Source organism: Muricoccus vinaceus (assembly GCF_042433125.1).
Taxonomy (GTDB): domain Bacteria; phylum Pseudomonadota; class Alphaproteobacteria; order Acetobacterales; family Acetobacteraceae; genus Roseomonas; species Roseomonas vinacea.
In genome coordinates this window covers 1-13,378 of record NZ_JBHLVZ010000037.1, presented here as the reverse complement: position 1 = coordinate 13,378, position 13,378 = coordinate 1, and the positions used below count along the sequence as shown (strand labels likewise).

At 70.5% G+C, this 13,378-nt stretch carries 13 protein-coding genes; 7 read left to right on the top strand and 6 right to left on the bottom strand.

What is annotated here, in order from left to right:
* Positions 1-19 precede the first annotated feature (19 nt).
* From ACFFIC_RS14280 to ACFFIC_RS14270, 3 genes are read right to left on the bottom strand one after another with little or no spacing between them, the layout of a single operon-like run.
* Positions 20-988, bottom strand: a complete 969-nt coding sequence (locus tag ACFFIC_RS14280; RefSeq protein WP_377051427.1) for a Bug family tripartite tricarboxylate transporter substrate binding protein — start codon at positions 986-988, stop codon at positions 20-22.
* Complete coding sequence (locus ACFFIC_RS14275; protein ID WP_377051425.1) at positions 988-1,644, bottom strand: polysaccharide deacetylase family protein; 657 nt, start codon at positions 1,642-1,644, stop codon at positions 988-990. The genes ACFFIC_RS14280 and ACFFIC_RS14275 overlap by 1 nt, the downstream gene beginning before the upstream one ends.
* 4 nt (positions 1,645-1,648) lie before the next feature.
* A complete protein-coding gene (locus ACFFIC_RS14270) occupies positions 1,649-2,515 on the bottom strand; it encodes a fumarylacetoacetate hydrolase family protein (RefSeq protein ID WP_377051423.1) in 867 nt (288 codons plus the stop codon).
* A gap of 112 nt (positions 2,516-2,627) precedes the next feature.
* Here ACFFIC_RS14270 and ACFFIC_RS14265 point away from each other — a divergent pair, with 112 nt between their 5' ends.
* The 5 genes from ACFFIC_RS14265 (at position 2,628) to ACFFIC_RS14245 (ending at position 9,143) form a co-directional block, all read left to right on the top strand.
* Positions 2,628-3,323 (top strand): GntR family transcriptional regulator, encoded by a 696-nt coding sequence (locus tag ACFFIC_RS14265; protein ID WP_377051421.1) that lies wholly within the window; start codon positions 2,628-2,630, stop codon positions 3,321-3,323.
* Between the two features lie 196 nt (positions 3,324-3,519).
* Positions 3,520-4,065 (top strand): (2Fe-2S)-binding protein, encoded by a 546-nt coding sequence (locus tag ACFFIC_RS14260; protein ID WP_377051419.1) that lies wholly within the window; start codon positions 3,520-3,522, stop codon positions 4,063-4,065.
* Complete coding sequence (locus ACFFIC_RS14255) at positions 4,062-5,081, top strand: FAD binding domain-containing protein (RefSeq protein ID WP_377051417.1); 1,020 nt, start codon at positions 4,062-4,064, stop codon at positions 5,079-5,081. The genes ACFFIC_RS14260 and ACFFIC_RS14255 overlap by 4 nt, the downstream gene beginning before the upstream one ends.
* Positions 5,082-5,095: 14 nt before the next feature.
* A complete protein-coding gene (locus ACFFIC_RS14250) occupies positions 5,096-7,342 on the top strand; it encodes a xanthine dehydrogenase family protein molybdopterin-binding subunit (RefSeq protein WP_377051415.1) in 2,247 nt (748 codons plus the stop codon).
* A 133-nt stretch (positions 7,343-7,475) separates the two neighbouring features.
* Positions 7,476-9,143: a methyl-accepting chemotaxis protein gene (locus ACFFIC_RS14245; RefSeq protein ID WP_377051413.1), complete on the top strand. Its 1,668-nt coding sequence runs from the start codon at positions 7,476-7,478 to the stop codon at positions 9,141-9,143.
* 101 nt (positions 9,144-9,244) lie between these two features.
* Here the strand turns inward: ACFFIC_RS14245 and ACFFIC_RS14240 are convergent, their stop codons facing one another.
* The 3 genes from ACFFIC_RS14240 to ACFFIC_RS14230 form a co-directional block, all read right to left on the bottom strand.
* A complete protein-coding gene (locus ACFFIC_RS14240) occupies positions 9,245-9,955 on the bottom strand; it encodes an ImuA family protein (protein ID WP_377051411.1) in 711 nt (236 codons plus the stop codon).
* 302 nt (positions 9,956-10,257) lie between these two features.
* Positions 10,258-10,620, bottom strand: a complete 363-nt coding sequence (locus ACFFIC_RS14235; protein WP_377051409.1) for a hypothetical protein — start codon at positions 10,618-10,620, stop codon at positions 10,258-10,260.
* A gap of 59 nt (positions 10,621-10,679) precedes the next feature.
* Positions 10,680-10,922, bottom strand: a complete 243-nt coding sequence (locus ACFFIC_RS14230) for a DUF1127 domain-containing protein (RefSeq protein ID WP_377051407.1) — start codon at positions 10,920-10,922, stop codon at positions 10,680-10,682.
* Between the two features lie 74 nt (positions 10,923-10,996).
* Here ACFFIC_RS14230 and ACFFIC_RS14225 point away from each other — a divergent pair, with 74 nt between their 5' ends.
* Together ACFFIC_RS14225 and ACFFIC_RS14220 are read left to right on the top strand one after the other, a co-directional pair.
* A complete protein-coding gene (locus ACFFIC_RS14225; protein ID WP_377051405.1) occupies positions 10,997-11,917 on the top strand; it encodes a LysR substrate-binding domain-containing protein in 921 nt (306 codons plus the stop codon).
* A 158-nt stretch (positions 11,918-12,075) separates the two neighbouring features.
* Positions 12,076-13,074, top strand: a complete 999-nt coding sequence (locus ACFFIC_RS14220) for a tripartite tricarboxylate transporter substrate-binding protein (protein WP_377051403.1) — start codon at positions 12,076-12,078, stop codon at positions 13,072-13,074.
* Positions 13,075-13,378 lie beyond the last annotated feature (304 nt).

The following is a 13,378-nucleotide window of genomic DNA, read 5'->3' as shown; positions in this document are numbered from 1 at the left end:
TGGCGCGCGGCGGCGCCGGCTAGTCCGGCTTGATGTTGGCAGCCGCAACCACCGGGCGCCACTTCGCAATCTCGTCCCGCGTCATCGCCGCCAGCTCCTCCGGCGTGCCGCCCAGCGGCTCCACCCCCTGCGTGCGGAGGTTGGCGAGCGACGCGGGATCCGCCAGCAGGGCATTGGTGGCCTTGTTCAGCCGCGCGACGATCTCGGCCGGCAGGCCGGCAGGCCCGAAGAGGTGCCAGCGGCCCTCCACCACGAAGTCCCGCAGCCCCGCTTCCTGGATGGTCGGCACGTCCGGCAGGATCGTGACCCGCCGGGCCGAGGTGACGGCGAGCGCGCGGAGGTTCCCCGCGTCGATCTGCGGCTTCAGGCCGAGGGGATGGTAGAACATCCCGTCCACCCGCCCCGCCACGAGGTCCGTCACCCCCTGGCCGGCGTTCCGGTAGGGAACGTGCTCGGTTTCCAGCCCCGCGCGCAGGTTCAGCAGCGCCTGGGAAAGATGCCCGGTGGTGCCGTTCCCCGCCGAAGCGAAGGTCAGCGGCCGGCGCTTGGCCAGTGCGACCAGCTCCGTCACCGAGGACACGCCGAGGGAGGGCGCGACGCCCAGCACCGTCGGCGTCGTGACAAAGGGCGCGATCGGCGTGAAGTCGCGGATGGGGTCGAAGCCCTGGTCGGCGAAAAGGCTGGCATTGATGCCATGCGTGCCGTTGGTGCCCAGAAGCAGGGTGTAGCCATCCCCCGCCGCCCGCGCGACGGCCTGGGCACCCACATTGCCCCCGGCGCCGGCGCGGTTGTCCACCACCACGGTCTGCCCGGCCTCCTTGCCCAGCGCCTCCGCCAGGATGCGCCCGAGGATGTCGGTGGTGGTGCCGGCGGCAAAGGGCACGATCAGGCGGATCGGCCGGTTCGGCCAGGGCGCCTGCGCGAGGGCGGGAGCGGCACCGAGGGCCGCGAGGCCACCCAGCAGGGCGCGGCGGGAGGAAATGGTCATCAGGCGGTTCCCCGTGTCACGTAGGCGTCCATCGTGGCCCGGGCCACGCCGCGGCGCATCGGCACGCAGCGTTCCGGAAAGTCCTGCACGAAGCGCGCCTCGGCATCGGCCAGCCGGCCCAGGAAGCGGTCGAGCTGGCGCATGGCGCCGTTGGGCAGGTCGTGCAGCACCAGCAGCACCGGATCCGGCCCCCGGCACTGGGCCAGCGCGGTTTCCGGCCAGCCGCCGGGGTCGCGGAAGTCGCCGGGCACGGCGCTCCAGGTCACGCAGGTGAAGCGCTCGCGGGCCAGGTGGTCCAGCGCCGCGCCGCTCAGCAGGTGCGGGCCCAGCACGCCGCCGCCGCCCACCGGGCGGAACAGGCGGTCGGGGTGGGAGAGATCGCCGATCAGCGCCTGGGTGCGGCCGATCTCGGCCTCCGCCGTCGCGGGATCGTCCGGCAATTGGCCCAGCGGCTGCGCGTGGCTCCAGGTGTGGTTGCCGATCCAGTGGCCTTCGGCATGGGCGCGCTCGGCCAGCGCGCGGTTGCCCGCCAGCTTGTGGCCGAGCACGAAGAAGGTAGCCAGCAGCCCCCGCTGGCGCAGCACGTCCAGCACGCCCGGCGTCACCTCCGGCTCCGGGCCGTTGTCGAAGGTGAGGGTGACGGCCGGGCCTGCCATGAAATCAGGCGGCCTCGTCCCGCACGGGGTTGGAGAGCACGCCGATCCCCTCGATTTCGACCTCCATGGTGTCGCCGTGGCGCATGAAGACCGGCGGCTTGCGGGCATAGCCGACGCCGCTGGGCGTGCCGGTCGCGATCACGTCGCCGGGCTCCAGCGTCATCGCCTCGCTCAGGATCGCGAGGATGCGGGGCACGGAGAAGATCATGTCGGAGGTGTTGGAGTCCTGCATCGTTTCGCCGTTGAGGCGGGAGGTGATGCGGAGCGCGTTGGGGCCCTGGGGGATCTCGTCGGGGGTGACGATTTCCGGCCCGATGCCGCCGGTCTGCTCGAAGTTCTTGCCCATGGTCCACTGGGCGCCCTTGCGCTGGTAGTCGCGCACCGAGCCCTCGTTCATGATGGTGTAGCCGGCCACGCAGGACAGGGCGTCGGCCTCCGACAGATGGCGGGCGGTCTTGCCGATCACGATCACCAGCTCCGCCTCGAAGTCGAACTTGTCCGACACCTTCGGGCGGACCAGCGCCTGTCCGTGGGCCGCCAGCGAGGTGGGGCCGCGCATGAACACCGCGGGGTAATCGGGGATGGCGTTGCCGCCCTCCTTCGCGTGCAGTGCGTAGTTCAGGCCGATGCAGATCACCTTGCCCGGGCGCGGGATGGGGGGGAGCAGCTTCAGCCCCTTGAAAGGCCGGCGCGGCGCGCCCTCCAGCCTGGCGGCCAGGGCGGCGGCACCCTCGGGCAGGTTCAGCGCGGCGAAGGCGGGCAGGATATCGGCGGGCAGGCCGGGCACAACATCGGCCAGGGCCACGACCTCATCGCCCAGGCGGGCGGCCAGGGCCGGGCGGCCCTCATGCTCGAACGCGATCAGTCGCACGCAGCGTATCCTCCCTTGGATGGCGCGGAGATTTTGTCGAAATTCCACGCACGTCAAGCAGGATCGTCGCCAGACTTGCGGGGCGCTGCCGTTTAACGAATATGCGGGCGGCATGTCCGAAGCCGAACTGCTTCCCCCGGGCCGCGACCCCACCCTGGCCACCGCCGTCCACCGGCGGCTGCGGGAGGACATCCTCTCGGGCCGCCTGCCGCCCGGGCTGAAGCTGAAGCTGCGCGACCTCGCGGAAAGCTATGGCGCCGGCGCCTCCCCGATGCGCGAGGCGCTGTCGAAGCTGGCGGCCGAGGGCCTGGCGGAACGGCTGGAACACCGCGGCTTCCGGGTGGCCGCCGCCGCGCCGGGCCAGCTGGCCGGCCTGATCCGCGCCCGGGTCCTGGCCGAATGCGCGGCGCTTTCGGAAGCCATCCGCCGGGGCGACGCGGCATGGGAGGACGCCCTGGTGCTGGCCGAGCACCGGCTGAACCGCGTGGCGCGCTCGCTGGACCCCGGGCGCTTCACCGCCAACCCGGAATGGGAGGCTGCCCACCGCCAGTTCCACCGGGCCCTGCTGGCCGCCTGCGGGGCGCCCCCTCTCGTCGCCTTCTGCGAGCGGCTGCGGGAGGAGGCGGGGCGCTACCGGGCGTTGGCCAACACGGTCGCCTATCCCGACCGGGACGTGGCGGCCGAACACGCGGCCATCGCCCGCGCCACCCTGGCCCGCGATGCCCCGGCCGCTTCCGCCCTGCTGGCCCAGCATTACGAGCGCACCGGGGCCTTCGTCGGCGCCGATCTGGGGCGGCACACCGCCTGACGCGCCGCCCGCGGGCTTCACCTGTGTGAAGAGCGACCGACGCAACTGCGCGAACCGTCCTCACGTTCCCCCCTCCAAGGAACGGAGGCTCCGACGCGCAGCGCACCGGCCAGGACCGGGTCGCCACGCTCTTCGTCGTTCGCCCGGTACCCACCGGGTCGCCTCTGGTGCCCAAGCCTTTCTCCAGGACACCGACATGGCCGACCTCGAACTTCCGACCCGGCAGGGCTTCGCCCCGGACGCCGGCTCCACGACCAGGCTGCCGGACGAGGTTCCGGTCACCCTGACCATCAACGGCGAGCGACGAGACCTTCATGTTCGGCCCTGGACCACGCTGCTGGACCTGCTGCGCGAGGACCTGCACCTCTACGGCACCAAGAAGGGCTGTGACCACGGCCAGTGCGGCTCCTGCACCGTGCTGGTGGACGGGCAGCGCATCAACTCCTGCCTAGCGCTGGCGGTGAGCCGCGACGGCTGCGAGGTCACGACGGTCGAGGGCCTGGCCGGGCCGGACGGCGCCCTGCACCCGATGCAGGAGGCCTTCATCGAGCACGACGCCTTCCAGTGCGGCTACTGCACCCCCGGCCAGATCTGCTCGGCGATTGGCTTGGTGAAGGAAGGCCACGCGCACACGTCCGAGGAGATCCGGGAGCAGATGAGCGGGAATATCTGTCGCTGCGGCGCCTACACCAACATCGTGGACGCGATCGGCGACGTGCTGGCGAAGGAGTCCGCGAAGTGAACCGCTTCTCCTATGCCCGCCCCGGCAGCGTGGCCGACGCCATCCGGGAGGTGGGATCGAGCCCCGCCGCCAAAATCCTCGCCGGCGGCACCAATCTCGTCGATCTCATGAAGTACAACGTGGAGCGCCCCACGCATCTGGTGGACGTCTCCCGCCTGCCCGGCCTCAAGGAGATCACGGAAACGGAGGGCGGCGGGCTGCGCATCGGCGCGCTCGTGACCAACACCGCCGCCGCCTACGACCCCCGCGTGCAGGAGCGCTATCCGCTGCTCTCCTCCACCATCCTGGCCGGGGCCACGGCGCAGCTCCGCAATGCCGCGACAACCGGCGGCAACCTGATGCAGCGCACGCGCTGCTATTATTTCTATGACGCCTCCACGCCCTGCAACAAGCGCGTGCCCGGCAGCGGCTGCCCCGCGCTGCACGGCGTGAACCGCATCCACGCGATTCTCGGTACCTCCGACAAGTGCATCGCCACCCACCCCTCCGACATGGCGGTGGCCATGGCGGCCCTGGAAGCGGTGGTGCGCGTCTCCGGGCCCAGGGGCGAGCGCGGCATTCCCATCGCCGAGTTCCACCGCTTGCCCGGCGACACGCCGGAACGCGACACCAACCTCGGCGCCGACGAGGTGATCACGGCCGTCGATCTGCCGGAGCCACGCTTCACCACCCACTACACCTACCTCAAGCTGCGCGACCGCCTGTCCTACGCCTTTGCCCTGGTGTCAGTGGCGGCGGCGCTGGAGATGGACGGCGGCACCGTGGGCGAGGCGCGGATCGCGCTCGGCGGCGTGGCCCACAAGCCCTGGCGCGTGCCGGAGGCGGAGGCGATGCTCAAGGGCAAGGTGCCCGACCGCGCCGCCTTCGAGAGGGTGGCCGAGCGCATCCTCCAGGGCGCGAAGGGCCACGGGGAGAACGACTTCAAGGTCGAGCTCGCCCGCCGCGCCATCGTCCGCGCCCTTTCCCAGGCCGCGGCGGGAACGCCGCAGTCCCAGACCGACAAGCGCATCCAGTAGGAGGGCCCGGCACCATGCACGAGACCCATTTCGGTTCCCCCCGCAACCGCGTGGACGGACGCCTGAAGGTAACGGGCGGCGCGACCTATGCCGCAGAGTTCACCGCGCCCGACCTGGCGCACGGCTATGTTGTTTCCGGTGCCATCGCCAAGGGGCGCATCAAGAGCATCGACACGAAGGACGCGCTCGCCGTGCCCGGGGTGATCCAGGTCTTCACCCACGAGAACCGCCCGCGCACGGCGTTCCGGAGCAAGTCCTACCAGGACGAGGTGGCACCCCCCGGCAAGCCGTTCCGCGCCCTCTACGACGAGCACATCGTCTACAGCGGCCAGCCCGTGGCGCTCGTGGTGGCCGAGGACTTCGAGATCGCCCGCTATGCCGCATCCCTGGTGCGCGTGGCCTATGAGGTGGAGCGGCACGAGACCGATCTCGCGGCCGTGCAGGGCGAGGCCTATGTGCCGCCGGTGAAGCGCAACGGCATCTCGCCCCCACCCAAGCCGCGCGGCGATTCCGAGGCGGCCTTCGGCGCCTCCCCGGTGACGGTGCAGGGCGAGTACCGGATCGCGGTGGAGCACCACAACCCGATGGAGCCGCACGCGACCACCGTGGTCTGGGACGGTGACGAGAAGATCACCGTCCACGACAAGATTCAGGGCGCGCAGAACAGCCAGTCCTATATCACCAACGTCTTCGGCCTGCCCGCCAGCGACGTGCGCGTGATCTCGCCCTTCATCGGCGGTGCCTTCGGATCGGGCCTGCGCCCGCAGTACCAGCTTTTCCTGGCCGTCATGGCGGCGCTGGAGCTGAAGCGCTCCGTCCGCGTGGTGCTGACGCGCGACCAGATGTTCACCATGGGCTACCGGCCAGACGGGCTGCAGAGCGTGGCGCTGGGGGCCAGCCAGGATGCCGCGCTGCAATCCATCCGCCACGACCTGATCGCCAACACCTCCACCTTCGAGGACTACCAGGAGGCGACGGTCAACTGGTCGGCCATGCTGTACCACTGCGACAACGTCACCACGACGCACAAACTGGCCAAGACGGACCTCTACACCCCCGCCGACATGCGCGCGCCGGGAGCGCCGACCGGGCTCTTCGCCATGGAATCGGCGATGGACGAGCTGGCGCACAAGCTGGGCATCGATCCCGTGCAGCTTCGCCTGCGCAACTACGCCGACATCGATGAATCCACGAACAAGCAGCACACCAGCAAGGAGCTGCGCGCCGCCTACCAGCTCGGCGCCGAGCGCTTCGGATGGTCGAAGCGCGACCCGAAGCCCCGCTCCATGAAGGAAGGGCGCGAGCTGATCGGCTGGGGCATGGCCACCGGCGCCTGGGAAGCGCAGATGACCGAAACCTCCGCCCGCGCGACCCTGACGCCCGACGGGCGGCTGGAGGTGGCCTGCGCCACCGCCGACATCGGCACCGGCACCTACACCATCCTGACGCAGATCGCGGCCGATGCCTTCGGCCTGCCGATGGAGAAGGTGACGACGAAGCTGGGCGACTCCTCGCTTCCGAAGTCCCCGGTGGAAGGCGGCTCCTGGACCGCGGCCTCGGCCGGCGCGGCGGTGGAGCTGGCCTGCAACACGGTGCGCGAAACCCTGTTCAAGCACGCCCGCGGCATGGACCGCTCGCCGCTGGCCAATGCCGATATCGGCCAGGTGGTATTCCAGGACGAGCGGATCGCGCTCGCCTCCGACCCGACCCGTTCCGTCACCCTCACCGATGCCATCAGGGCGGCCGGCGTGGAGAAGATCGAGGCGGAGGAAACGGCCAGCCCGAGCAAGCTGACCCAGATGCGCTACGGCTCCTTCACCCACTCCGCCGTGTTCGTGGAAGTGCGGGTGGACGAGGAACTGGGCCAGGTGCGGATCACCCGGATCGTGGATGCGGTGGCGGCGGGGAAGATCATCAACCCCAAGACCTCGCGCTCGCAGATCATAGGGGGCGTGGTCTTCGGCATCGGCATGGCCCTGCACGAGGAAACCCTGCCCGACCACAAGCTCGGCCGCTTCATGAACCACAATCTGACCGAGTACCATGTGCCCGTGAACGCCGACATCCACGACATCGAGGTGATCTTCGTGGAGGAGCACGACACGCTCACCAGCCCGCTGGGCGTGAAGGGCCTGGGCGAGATCGGCATCGTCGGCACGGCGGCGGCCATCGCCAACGCCGTGTTCCACGCGACGGGCAAGCGCATCCGGGAATTGCCCATCACCATTGATAAGGTCATCGGAACGCAGGAAGCGGCCTGAGCCGCAGCCAGGGGCGGAACCCGGGCCGGCGGAGCACAACCCCGCCGGCTCACAGGGAATGGGAGGCATCAACTCTTCATCAAGGCTGGTCGTGCAGAATTGAGCAACCTGCAAGACAGAAAGTGTGGCAAGCATGACCCTAAGAGCTCGAATCATAGGCGCTGTGGCGGCCTGTGCCCTCGTCATCGTGGGGATGGGGGGCTTCGCGGCCCACCGTGCCTCGGTGATCGGCCATTACTCGACCGCCATCGCGGCGAACTGGCTGCCCAGCGTCGACATGATCGGCCAGTCGTCGGAGCGGTTGCAGGTCTTCCGTCAGTTCGTCCTGCGCCACATCCTCGTCTCCGAGGCAGCGGGCAAGCAGGAGGTGGACAAGACCCTGACCAATCTCCGCGGGGAGATGGACAAGTTCTTCGCCGACTACGCGGGCTTCGTGACGGGACCCGCCGAGCAGCGCCTGCTCGATTCCGCGCAGCGGGACTGGAGGGCCTTCTCCGCCGCGGTGGATCCGGTGCTGGTGCTGTCCCGCGCCGGTCAGCCCGCCGCCGCCTGGACCCGCTTCGGTCAGAACAACGAACTTGCCCGCGCCGTCACCTCCTCCTTCGAGGCGCTCAGGGCCTTCAACCGGGATGGCAGCGGCAGCGACGCGGCCGCGGCCTCGGAGGCGGTCACGGCGGCGATGATCGGAAGCGGCGTGGTGACGCTGGTGGCTGTCCTTGGCGCCCTGGTCATGGGCGTCTGGCTGGTTCGCAGCGTGTCCCGCCCCATCCTCCACATGGCGGAGCTGATGCGCCACATCGCGGAAGGCAACCTCACGGTCGCCATCGAGGGCAAGGACCGGGTGGACGAGATCGGCCACATGGCCCGCGCCCTCGAGGTGTTCCGCGCTAACGCTGAGCGCTCGCGCGACCTCACCGCCGCGCAGGAGGCTGAGCACTCGGTCAAGGAGAAGCGTGCCACCCAGCTCGCCGAACTCGTGAAAGGCTTTGAGGGGCGCGTGGGCGAGATGGTGAACGTGCTCTCCTCGGCTTCCACCGAGCTCGAGGCCACGGCCCGCAGCATGGGCACCTCGGCGGAGCACGCCCGGTCGCAGGCGACCGAAGTGGCAGGGGCCGCGACCCAGGCGAGCGGGGGGGGTCAAACCGTCGCCGCCGCGGCCGAGGAGCTGAGTTCCTCGATCATCGAGATCAGCCGGCAGGTCGCCCAGGCCAGCCAGGTCGCGACCAGGGCGGTGGACACCGCCAACGAGACGAACGCCACGGTCCAGAACCTGTCCGAGGGCGCCAACCGGATCGGCGAGGTGGTGAACCTGATCAGCAACATCGCCGGCCAGACCAACCTGCTCGCGCTGAACGCCACGATCGAGGCGGCGCGCGCCGGCGAGGCCGGCAAGGGCTTCGCCGTGGTGGCCAGCGAGGTGAAGTCGCTTGCTGCGGAAACGGCCAAGGCGACGGAGGAGATCGGTCAGCAGGTCGGCCAGATCCAGGGCGCCACGCGCGGCGCGGTGGAGGCGATCCACCTGATCATGAGCACCGTGAAGGAGATCAGCGAGATCACCGTCGCGATCGCGGCCTCGGTCGAGGAGCAGAGCGCCGCCACCCAGGAGATCGCGCGGACGGTGCAGCAAACGGCGCAGGCGACCGATCTGGTGGGCCAGAACATCGCCTCGGTGAGCCAGGCGGCGAGCGACACGGGCGCGGCCGCCGCGCAGGTTCTTTCGGCCGCATCAAGCCTCTCGACCCAGTCCGAACACCTCACCGCCGAGGTGAAAACCTTCACGCGCGAGGTCAGGGCCGCCTGATCGTCCGGGCGCCTCCGGTTCCCGCCCGCCTGGAAAGGCATGGTGTGGACCGGGGCGCCGCGGGAATCCTTCCGATGCCGTCGGCCGGTGCAGACGGGCGCTCAATGGCGGCGGGAGCGCCTCGGGGCCGCGTCATCCTCGCGCGCTTCCTCGTCCACCGACAGGCTTTCCATTCCGGCGCGCCAGGTGACGTGCCACGTGCGGGGCCGGCCGGCGCGGCAGCGCAGCAGATCCAGCGTCCATTGCGGGTCGCCCAGGTCGTGCATCGCCCCGCCGGCGCGCCCCGTGACGCGCCAGCGGGTGGTGGCCAGGGCAGGACCCTCCTCGGCCTCCGATTCGCGCAGCAGCAATCCGATGCCGCCACCCGTTTCGGCGGCAAGTTGCAACCGGCGCATGGCGGTGGCGTCGGGCCGCTCCTCCATCAGCAGCACGGCCGAAACGGCGCGGCAGCGCAGCGCCTCCTCCGTGGCCCAGAGCGCGTCCACGTGGTTGGAGGGCTGCGCCACGATCAGGCGCGACGGCGGCAGGCCGAAGCGCATCAGCCCGGGCGGCCAGGGATCGGGGTCACGCGCGATCCAGAACACCGTGCCTCCGGAACGCGCCATCAGCAGGGCTGCGAAGCCCACCGCCGCTCCAGCGCCGTCGGACAGGATTTCGTGCACCGCGGCGCGCGGCAGGCCGCCACCGGGCATCTCCCGGTCCATTTCCGGACAAAGGGGAATGGCGGGCGGCTCCTCGCGTTCCGCCAGGCCCGCGCGCTCGATCCGCGCGACACGGGCGCGGAGCGCGGCCAGGACCGCACGGCGGTCCATGCCCGTTCCGCCACCCATTCCGTTGTTGGGATCGCCCCCTCGCACGGGGTCTTCATTTCGCCCATCAACCCCCTCCGCGGAAGGGACAGGGGTAAGAATCAGCCGTGGCCGGGGGGGCGAATCGGAGGGCATCGCCGTTCATACTATGTTCCTTTTTGGGCCGCACTCTTCCTTTGCGCATCATTGTGCGTCTGCCGGCATCCCGAGGATGCAGCCCCCTGCGTTGCGGAACATTCCGGCGCTGAAGGGATGGACCCGATGATCCGGTGACCAGCACTGGTCGCCCTTCCTCCCTTATCCGCCTATGCCACTGCCTGTTCCGGCCTGCCGGGAATGGAGGCGAGCGGTACGCCGGCCGCGCCGCTGGTCGGCACGGGTTTCGCGGCGCTGCATGACGATGGGGGAGGGGAGGCAGGCGCGCTGCTCGGCTGCGCCGTTGCGGTGGCGCCGGAGCGTGTGGCCTGCACCACCATGCCCTGCCGCAGGATGCCGGCTTCGTCTGGCCCTGCCGCGGCGACGGCGCACCCGCCCGTCGCGCGGCGGTGCTGGCGCGCAGCCCGGGCATGGATCTGTCCGTCCTCGGCGACGAGACCGGGCCGCTCGCCCCCGCCGCGCTCGGCCGGCAGGCCATCCGCGGGGTGATGGAGGAAGCGGGGGCGCCTCAACCTCGCCTGAGCAAGGCCGGACCTGATCCGGCCCCGCACCCTCGGGTACGGGGCCGCGCTCAGCCCCGCGATCCGATGTCCCAGGGCGCCCGCGCCATCTCCCGCTCCGCCTCCAGCCGGTTGATTCCGATATCGGACAGCATCCGGTCATCGAGGGAGCCGAGGATGCGGCGCTCCTCGATCGCGCGGGCCATGCGCGCCAACATCGCCAGCCAGCGGGAAGCCGGAGCGCCGGTGGCGGGGACGCCTGTCCTGGCGCCGGACCCAGCAAAGGCGCCGCGGTGGATGACATGGCCGGACATGGTGGGATCCTCTCCTGATGAATGTCGCGAGCAGAAAGATCGGCGTGGGGGTATCATAAGGGAAACGAGTTGTTTTGAAGTTCGGCATCAGCGATGCTGATGCCGCCATGATGAACATCCCGCCTGGCCTCGACCCCGACCTGCTGCGCTCCTTCGTGCTGGTGGCCGAAGGTGGCAGCGTCACCCGCGCGGCGCTTCGCGTCGGGCGCACGCAATCGGCCGTCTCGATGCAGATGCGCCGGCTGGAGGAAGCGCTGGGCCAGCCGCTCCTGCTGCGCGGCCCGCGCGGTCTGAGTCCGACCCCGCACGGCCTCTGGCTGCTGGACCGCGCACGCCGGCTGCTCGCGATGCACGATGAGATCGTGAACAACTTCCGCATGCCGGAGATCACCGGGCGAATCCGCCTGGGTTCCCCGGACGACTACGCGCTGCTCTGGCTGCCCGAGATCCTGGCCGGCTTCGCCGAGGCCCACCCGGCCGCCGAGGTGGAGGTGGTCTGCCTGCCCTCCACCGAGTTGCTTCGCTGCTTCGACAAGGGGGACCTCGACCTCACCCTCTTCTCCGGTGGCAACGAGGAGCCGGGATTGCCGGCGGAGAGCCTCTGGCGCGGGCCGCTGCGCTGGGTGGGCCCGGCCGCGCGGCCGACCCACCTGCTGCGGCCCCTGCCGCTCGTGCTTTGCCACACCGGCTGCACCTGGCGGATCGCCGCCACCCGCGCTCTGGAGCGGGCAGGGGTGCCCTGGCGCATGGCCTACTCCTCCGCCTCCCAGACCGGGACGCATGCGGTGGTGCTGGCCGGGCTGGGGGTGACGGTCGGGCTTTCCATGGCGCTCCCCCCAGGGCTGCGCCTGCTCGGCCCGGAGGAGGGGATGCCCGACCTGCCGGAGCTGGAGATCGCCCTGGTCCGCCATCCCGGCGCCGCGGCCGAAGCGCTGGCCGACCACATCCGCCGCGGCTTCCTTTCCCGCCCCGGGGTGAATGCCAGGGCGGCCTGACCGCAACGCGTGATGGCGGCGGTGTGAAGCTTCCCCCGGGTGCCCCCGGCCCCGGAACGGGTTGCGCCGGCCCGGGGCAGCGTCGAAGCTGCACGGAGCCGTTCCAGCAAGGGCGGCGCGAGAAGACGCTGTCCCAAGGGACGTTCAAGGAGCACACCATGACCCAGAGCCCGAAGATGGGCCGGCGCGGGCTGATCGCGGCCACCGCCGCGGGCCTCGCCATGCCTTCCCTCCTGCGCGCCCAGGGGGCAGGGCCCGGCGCCTGGCCGGAGCGGCCGATCCGCCTGATCGTTCCCTGGCCGCCCGGCGGCTCCACCGATGTGGTGGCGCGCATCTTCCAGGCGAAGCTGGGCGAGGTGCTGGGCCGTCCCGTCGTCATCGACAACCGCGGCGGCGCCTCGGGCGCGATCGGCGGCGGCGAGGCGGCGCGCGCCGCGCCGGACGGCTACACCTGGATGCTCGCCTACGACACCGAGGCGACGAACCAGACGGTGATGCGCCTTCCCTACAAGACGCTCGAGGCGCTGGTGCCGATCTCCCTGGTCGCGACGGGGCCCCTGGCGCTGGTCGCGCACCAGTCCACCCCCTATCGCAGCTTTCAGGACGTGGTGGATGCGGCAAAGAAGGCGCCGGACAGCATCAACTACGCGACCTCCGGCGTGGGCGGCCTCGCGCATGTGGCGACCACCCTGCTGCAGCAGAAGGGCGGCTTCAGCCTGACCCATGTGCCCTACCGTGGCGGCGGGCCGGCCGTGTCCGACGCCGTGGCCGGGCACGTGCCGCTGTTCATGTCCAACGTGGTCATCATCAGCCAGCACATGAAGAACGGCATCCTGCGCCCGCTGGGCGTGACCACGCGCACGGCGTCGCGCCACGTTCCCGGGGCGAAGTCCTTCGCGGAACAGGGCGTGGGCGACTTCGAGGCGCCGACCTGGTGGATGCTGATGGGGCGCGCCGGCACGCCGGAGGCGATCCAGGAGCGCATGTCCGCCGCCATCCGGCAGGTGATGCAGGACCCGGAGGTGCGCTCCAAGATCGAAGAGCAGGGGGCAGACGTGGTCGGTTCCGACCCGGCGACCGCGCGCACCTTCCTGACCCGCGAGATCGACAAATGGGGGGCCGTCATCCAGTCCGCCAACATCAGGGCGGACACCTGAGAGGCGAGCCCGGGCGGCCGGAAGGGCGCCCGGGGCAACGGTTTTGCGGTGGGCACGGAAAGTCGCCGTTTTGTCAAAAAAGGGGTTTGACGGCCTTCGCCGGCGCCCATATAAGCCGCCCACACCGACGGGCCGGACGCTGAAACGCTCCGCTCCGCCGGTTCCTCCCTCGGATGCAGGGTCGGTCATCAGGTAGCTCGGAAGAGCTGCCCGGTGACGCTTCTCCACCTCCGGGTGTTGTGTTCCTTCAAATTCGAATCTGTTTTCCTGAAGACGAGGAAGAGTTTTGCTCTTTCGTTTGTTG

Bases quoted from the DNA above. Each gene is read 5' to 3' on its own strand.
- ACFFIC_RS14260 (WP_377051419.1), top strand. From the start codon at position 3,520: ATGGCCGACCTCGAACTTCCGACCCGGCAGGGCTTCGCCCCGGACGCC.
- ACFFIC_RS14245 (WP_377051413.1), top strand. From the start codon at position 7,476: ATGACCCTAAGAGCTCGAATCATAGGCGCTGTGGCGGCCTGTGCCCTC.
- ACFFIC_RS14265 (WP_377051421.1), top strand. From the start codon at position 2,628: ATGTCCGAAGCCGAACTGCTTCCCCCGGGCCGCGACCCCACCCTGGCC.
- ACFFIC_RS14230 (WP_377051407.1), bottom strand. From the start codon at position 10,922: ATGTCCGGCCATGTCATCCACCGCGGCGCCTTTGCTGGGTCCGGCGCC.
- ACFFIC_RS14240 (WP_377051411.1), bottom strand. From the start codon at position 9,955: ATGGACCGCCGTGCGGTCCTGGCCGCGCTCCGCGCCCGTGTCGCGCGG.
- ACFFIC_RS14250 (WP_377051415.1), top strand. From the start codon at position 5,096: ATGCACGAGACCCATTTCGGTTCCCCCCGCAACCGCGTGGACGGACGC.
- ACFFIC_RS14280 (WP_377051427.1), bottom strand. From the start codon at position 988: ATGACCATTTCCTCCCGCCGCGCCCTGCTGGGTGGCCTCGCGGCCCTC.
- ACFFIC_RS14275 (WP_377051425.1), bottom strand. From the start codon at position 1,644: ATGGCAGGCCCGGCCGTCACCCTCACCTTCGACAACGGCCCGGAGCCG.
- ACFFIC_RS14220 (WP_377051403.1), top strand. From the start codon at position 12,076: ATGACCCAGAGCCCGAAGATGGGCCGGCGCGGGCTGATCGCGGCCACC.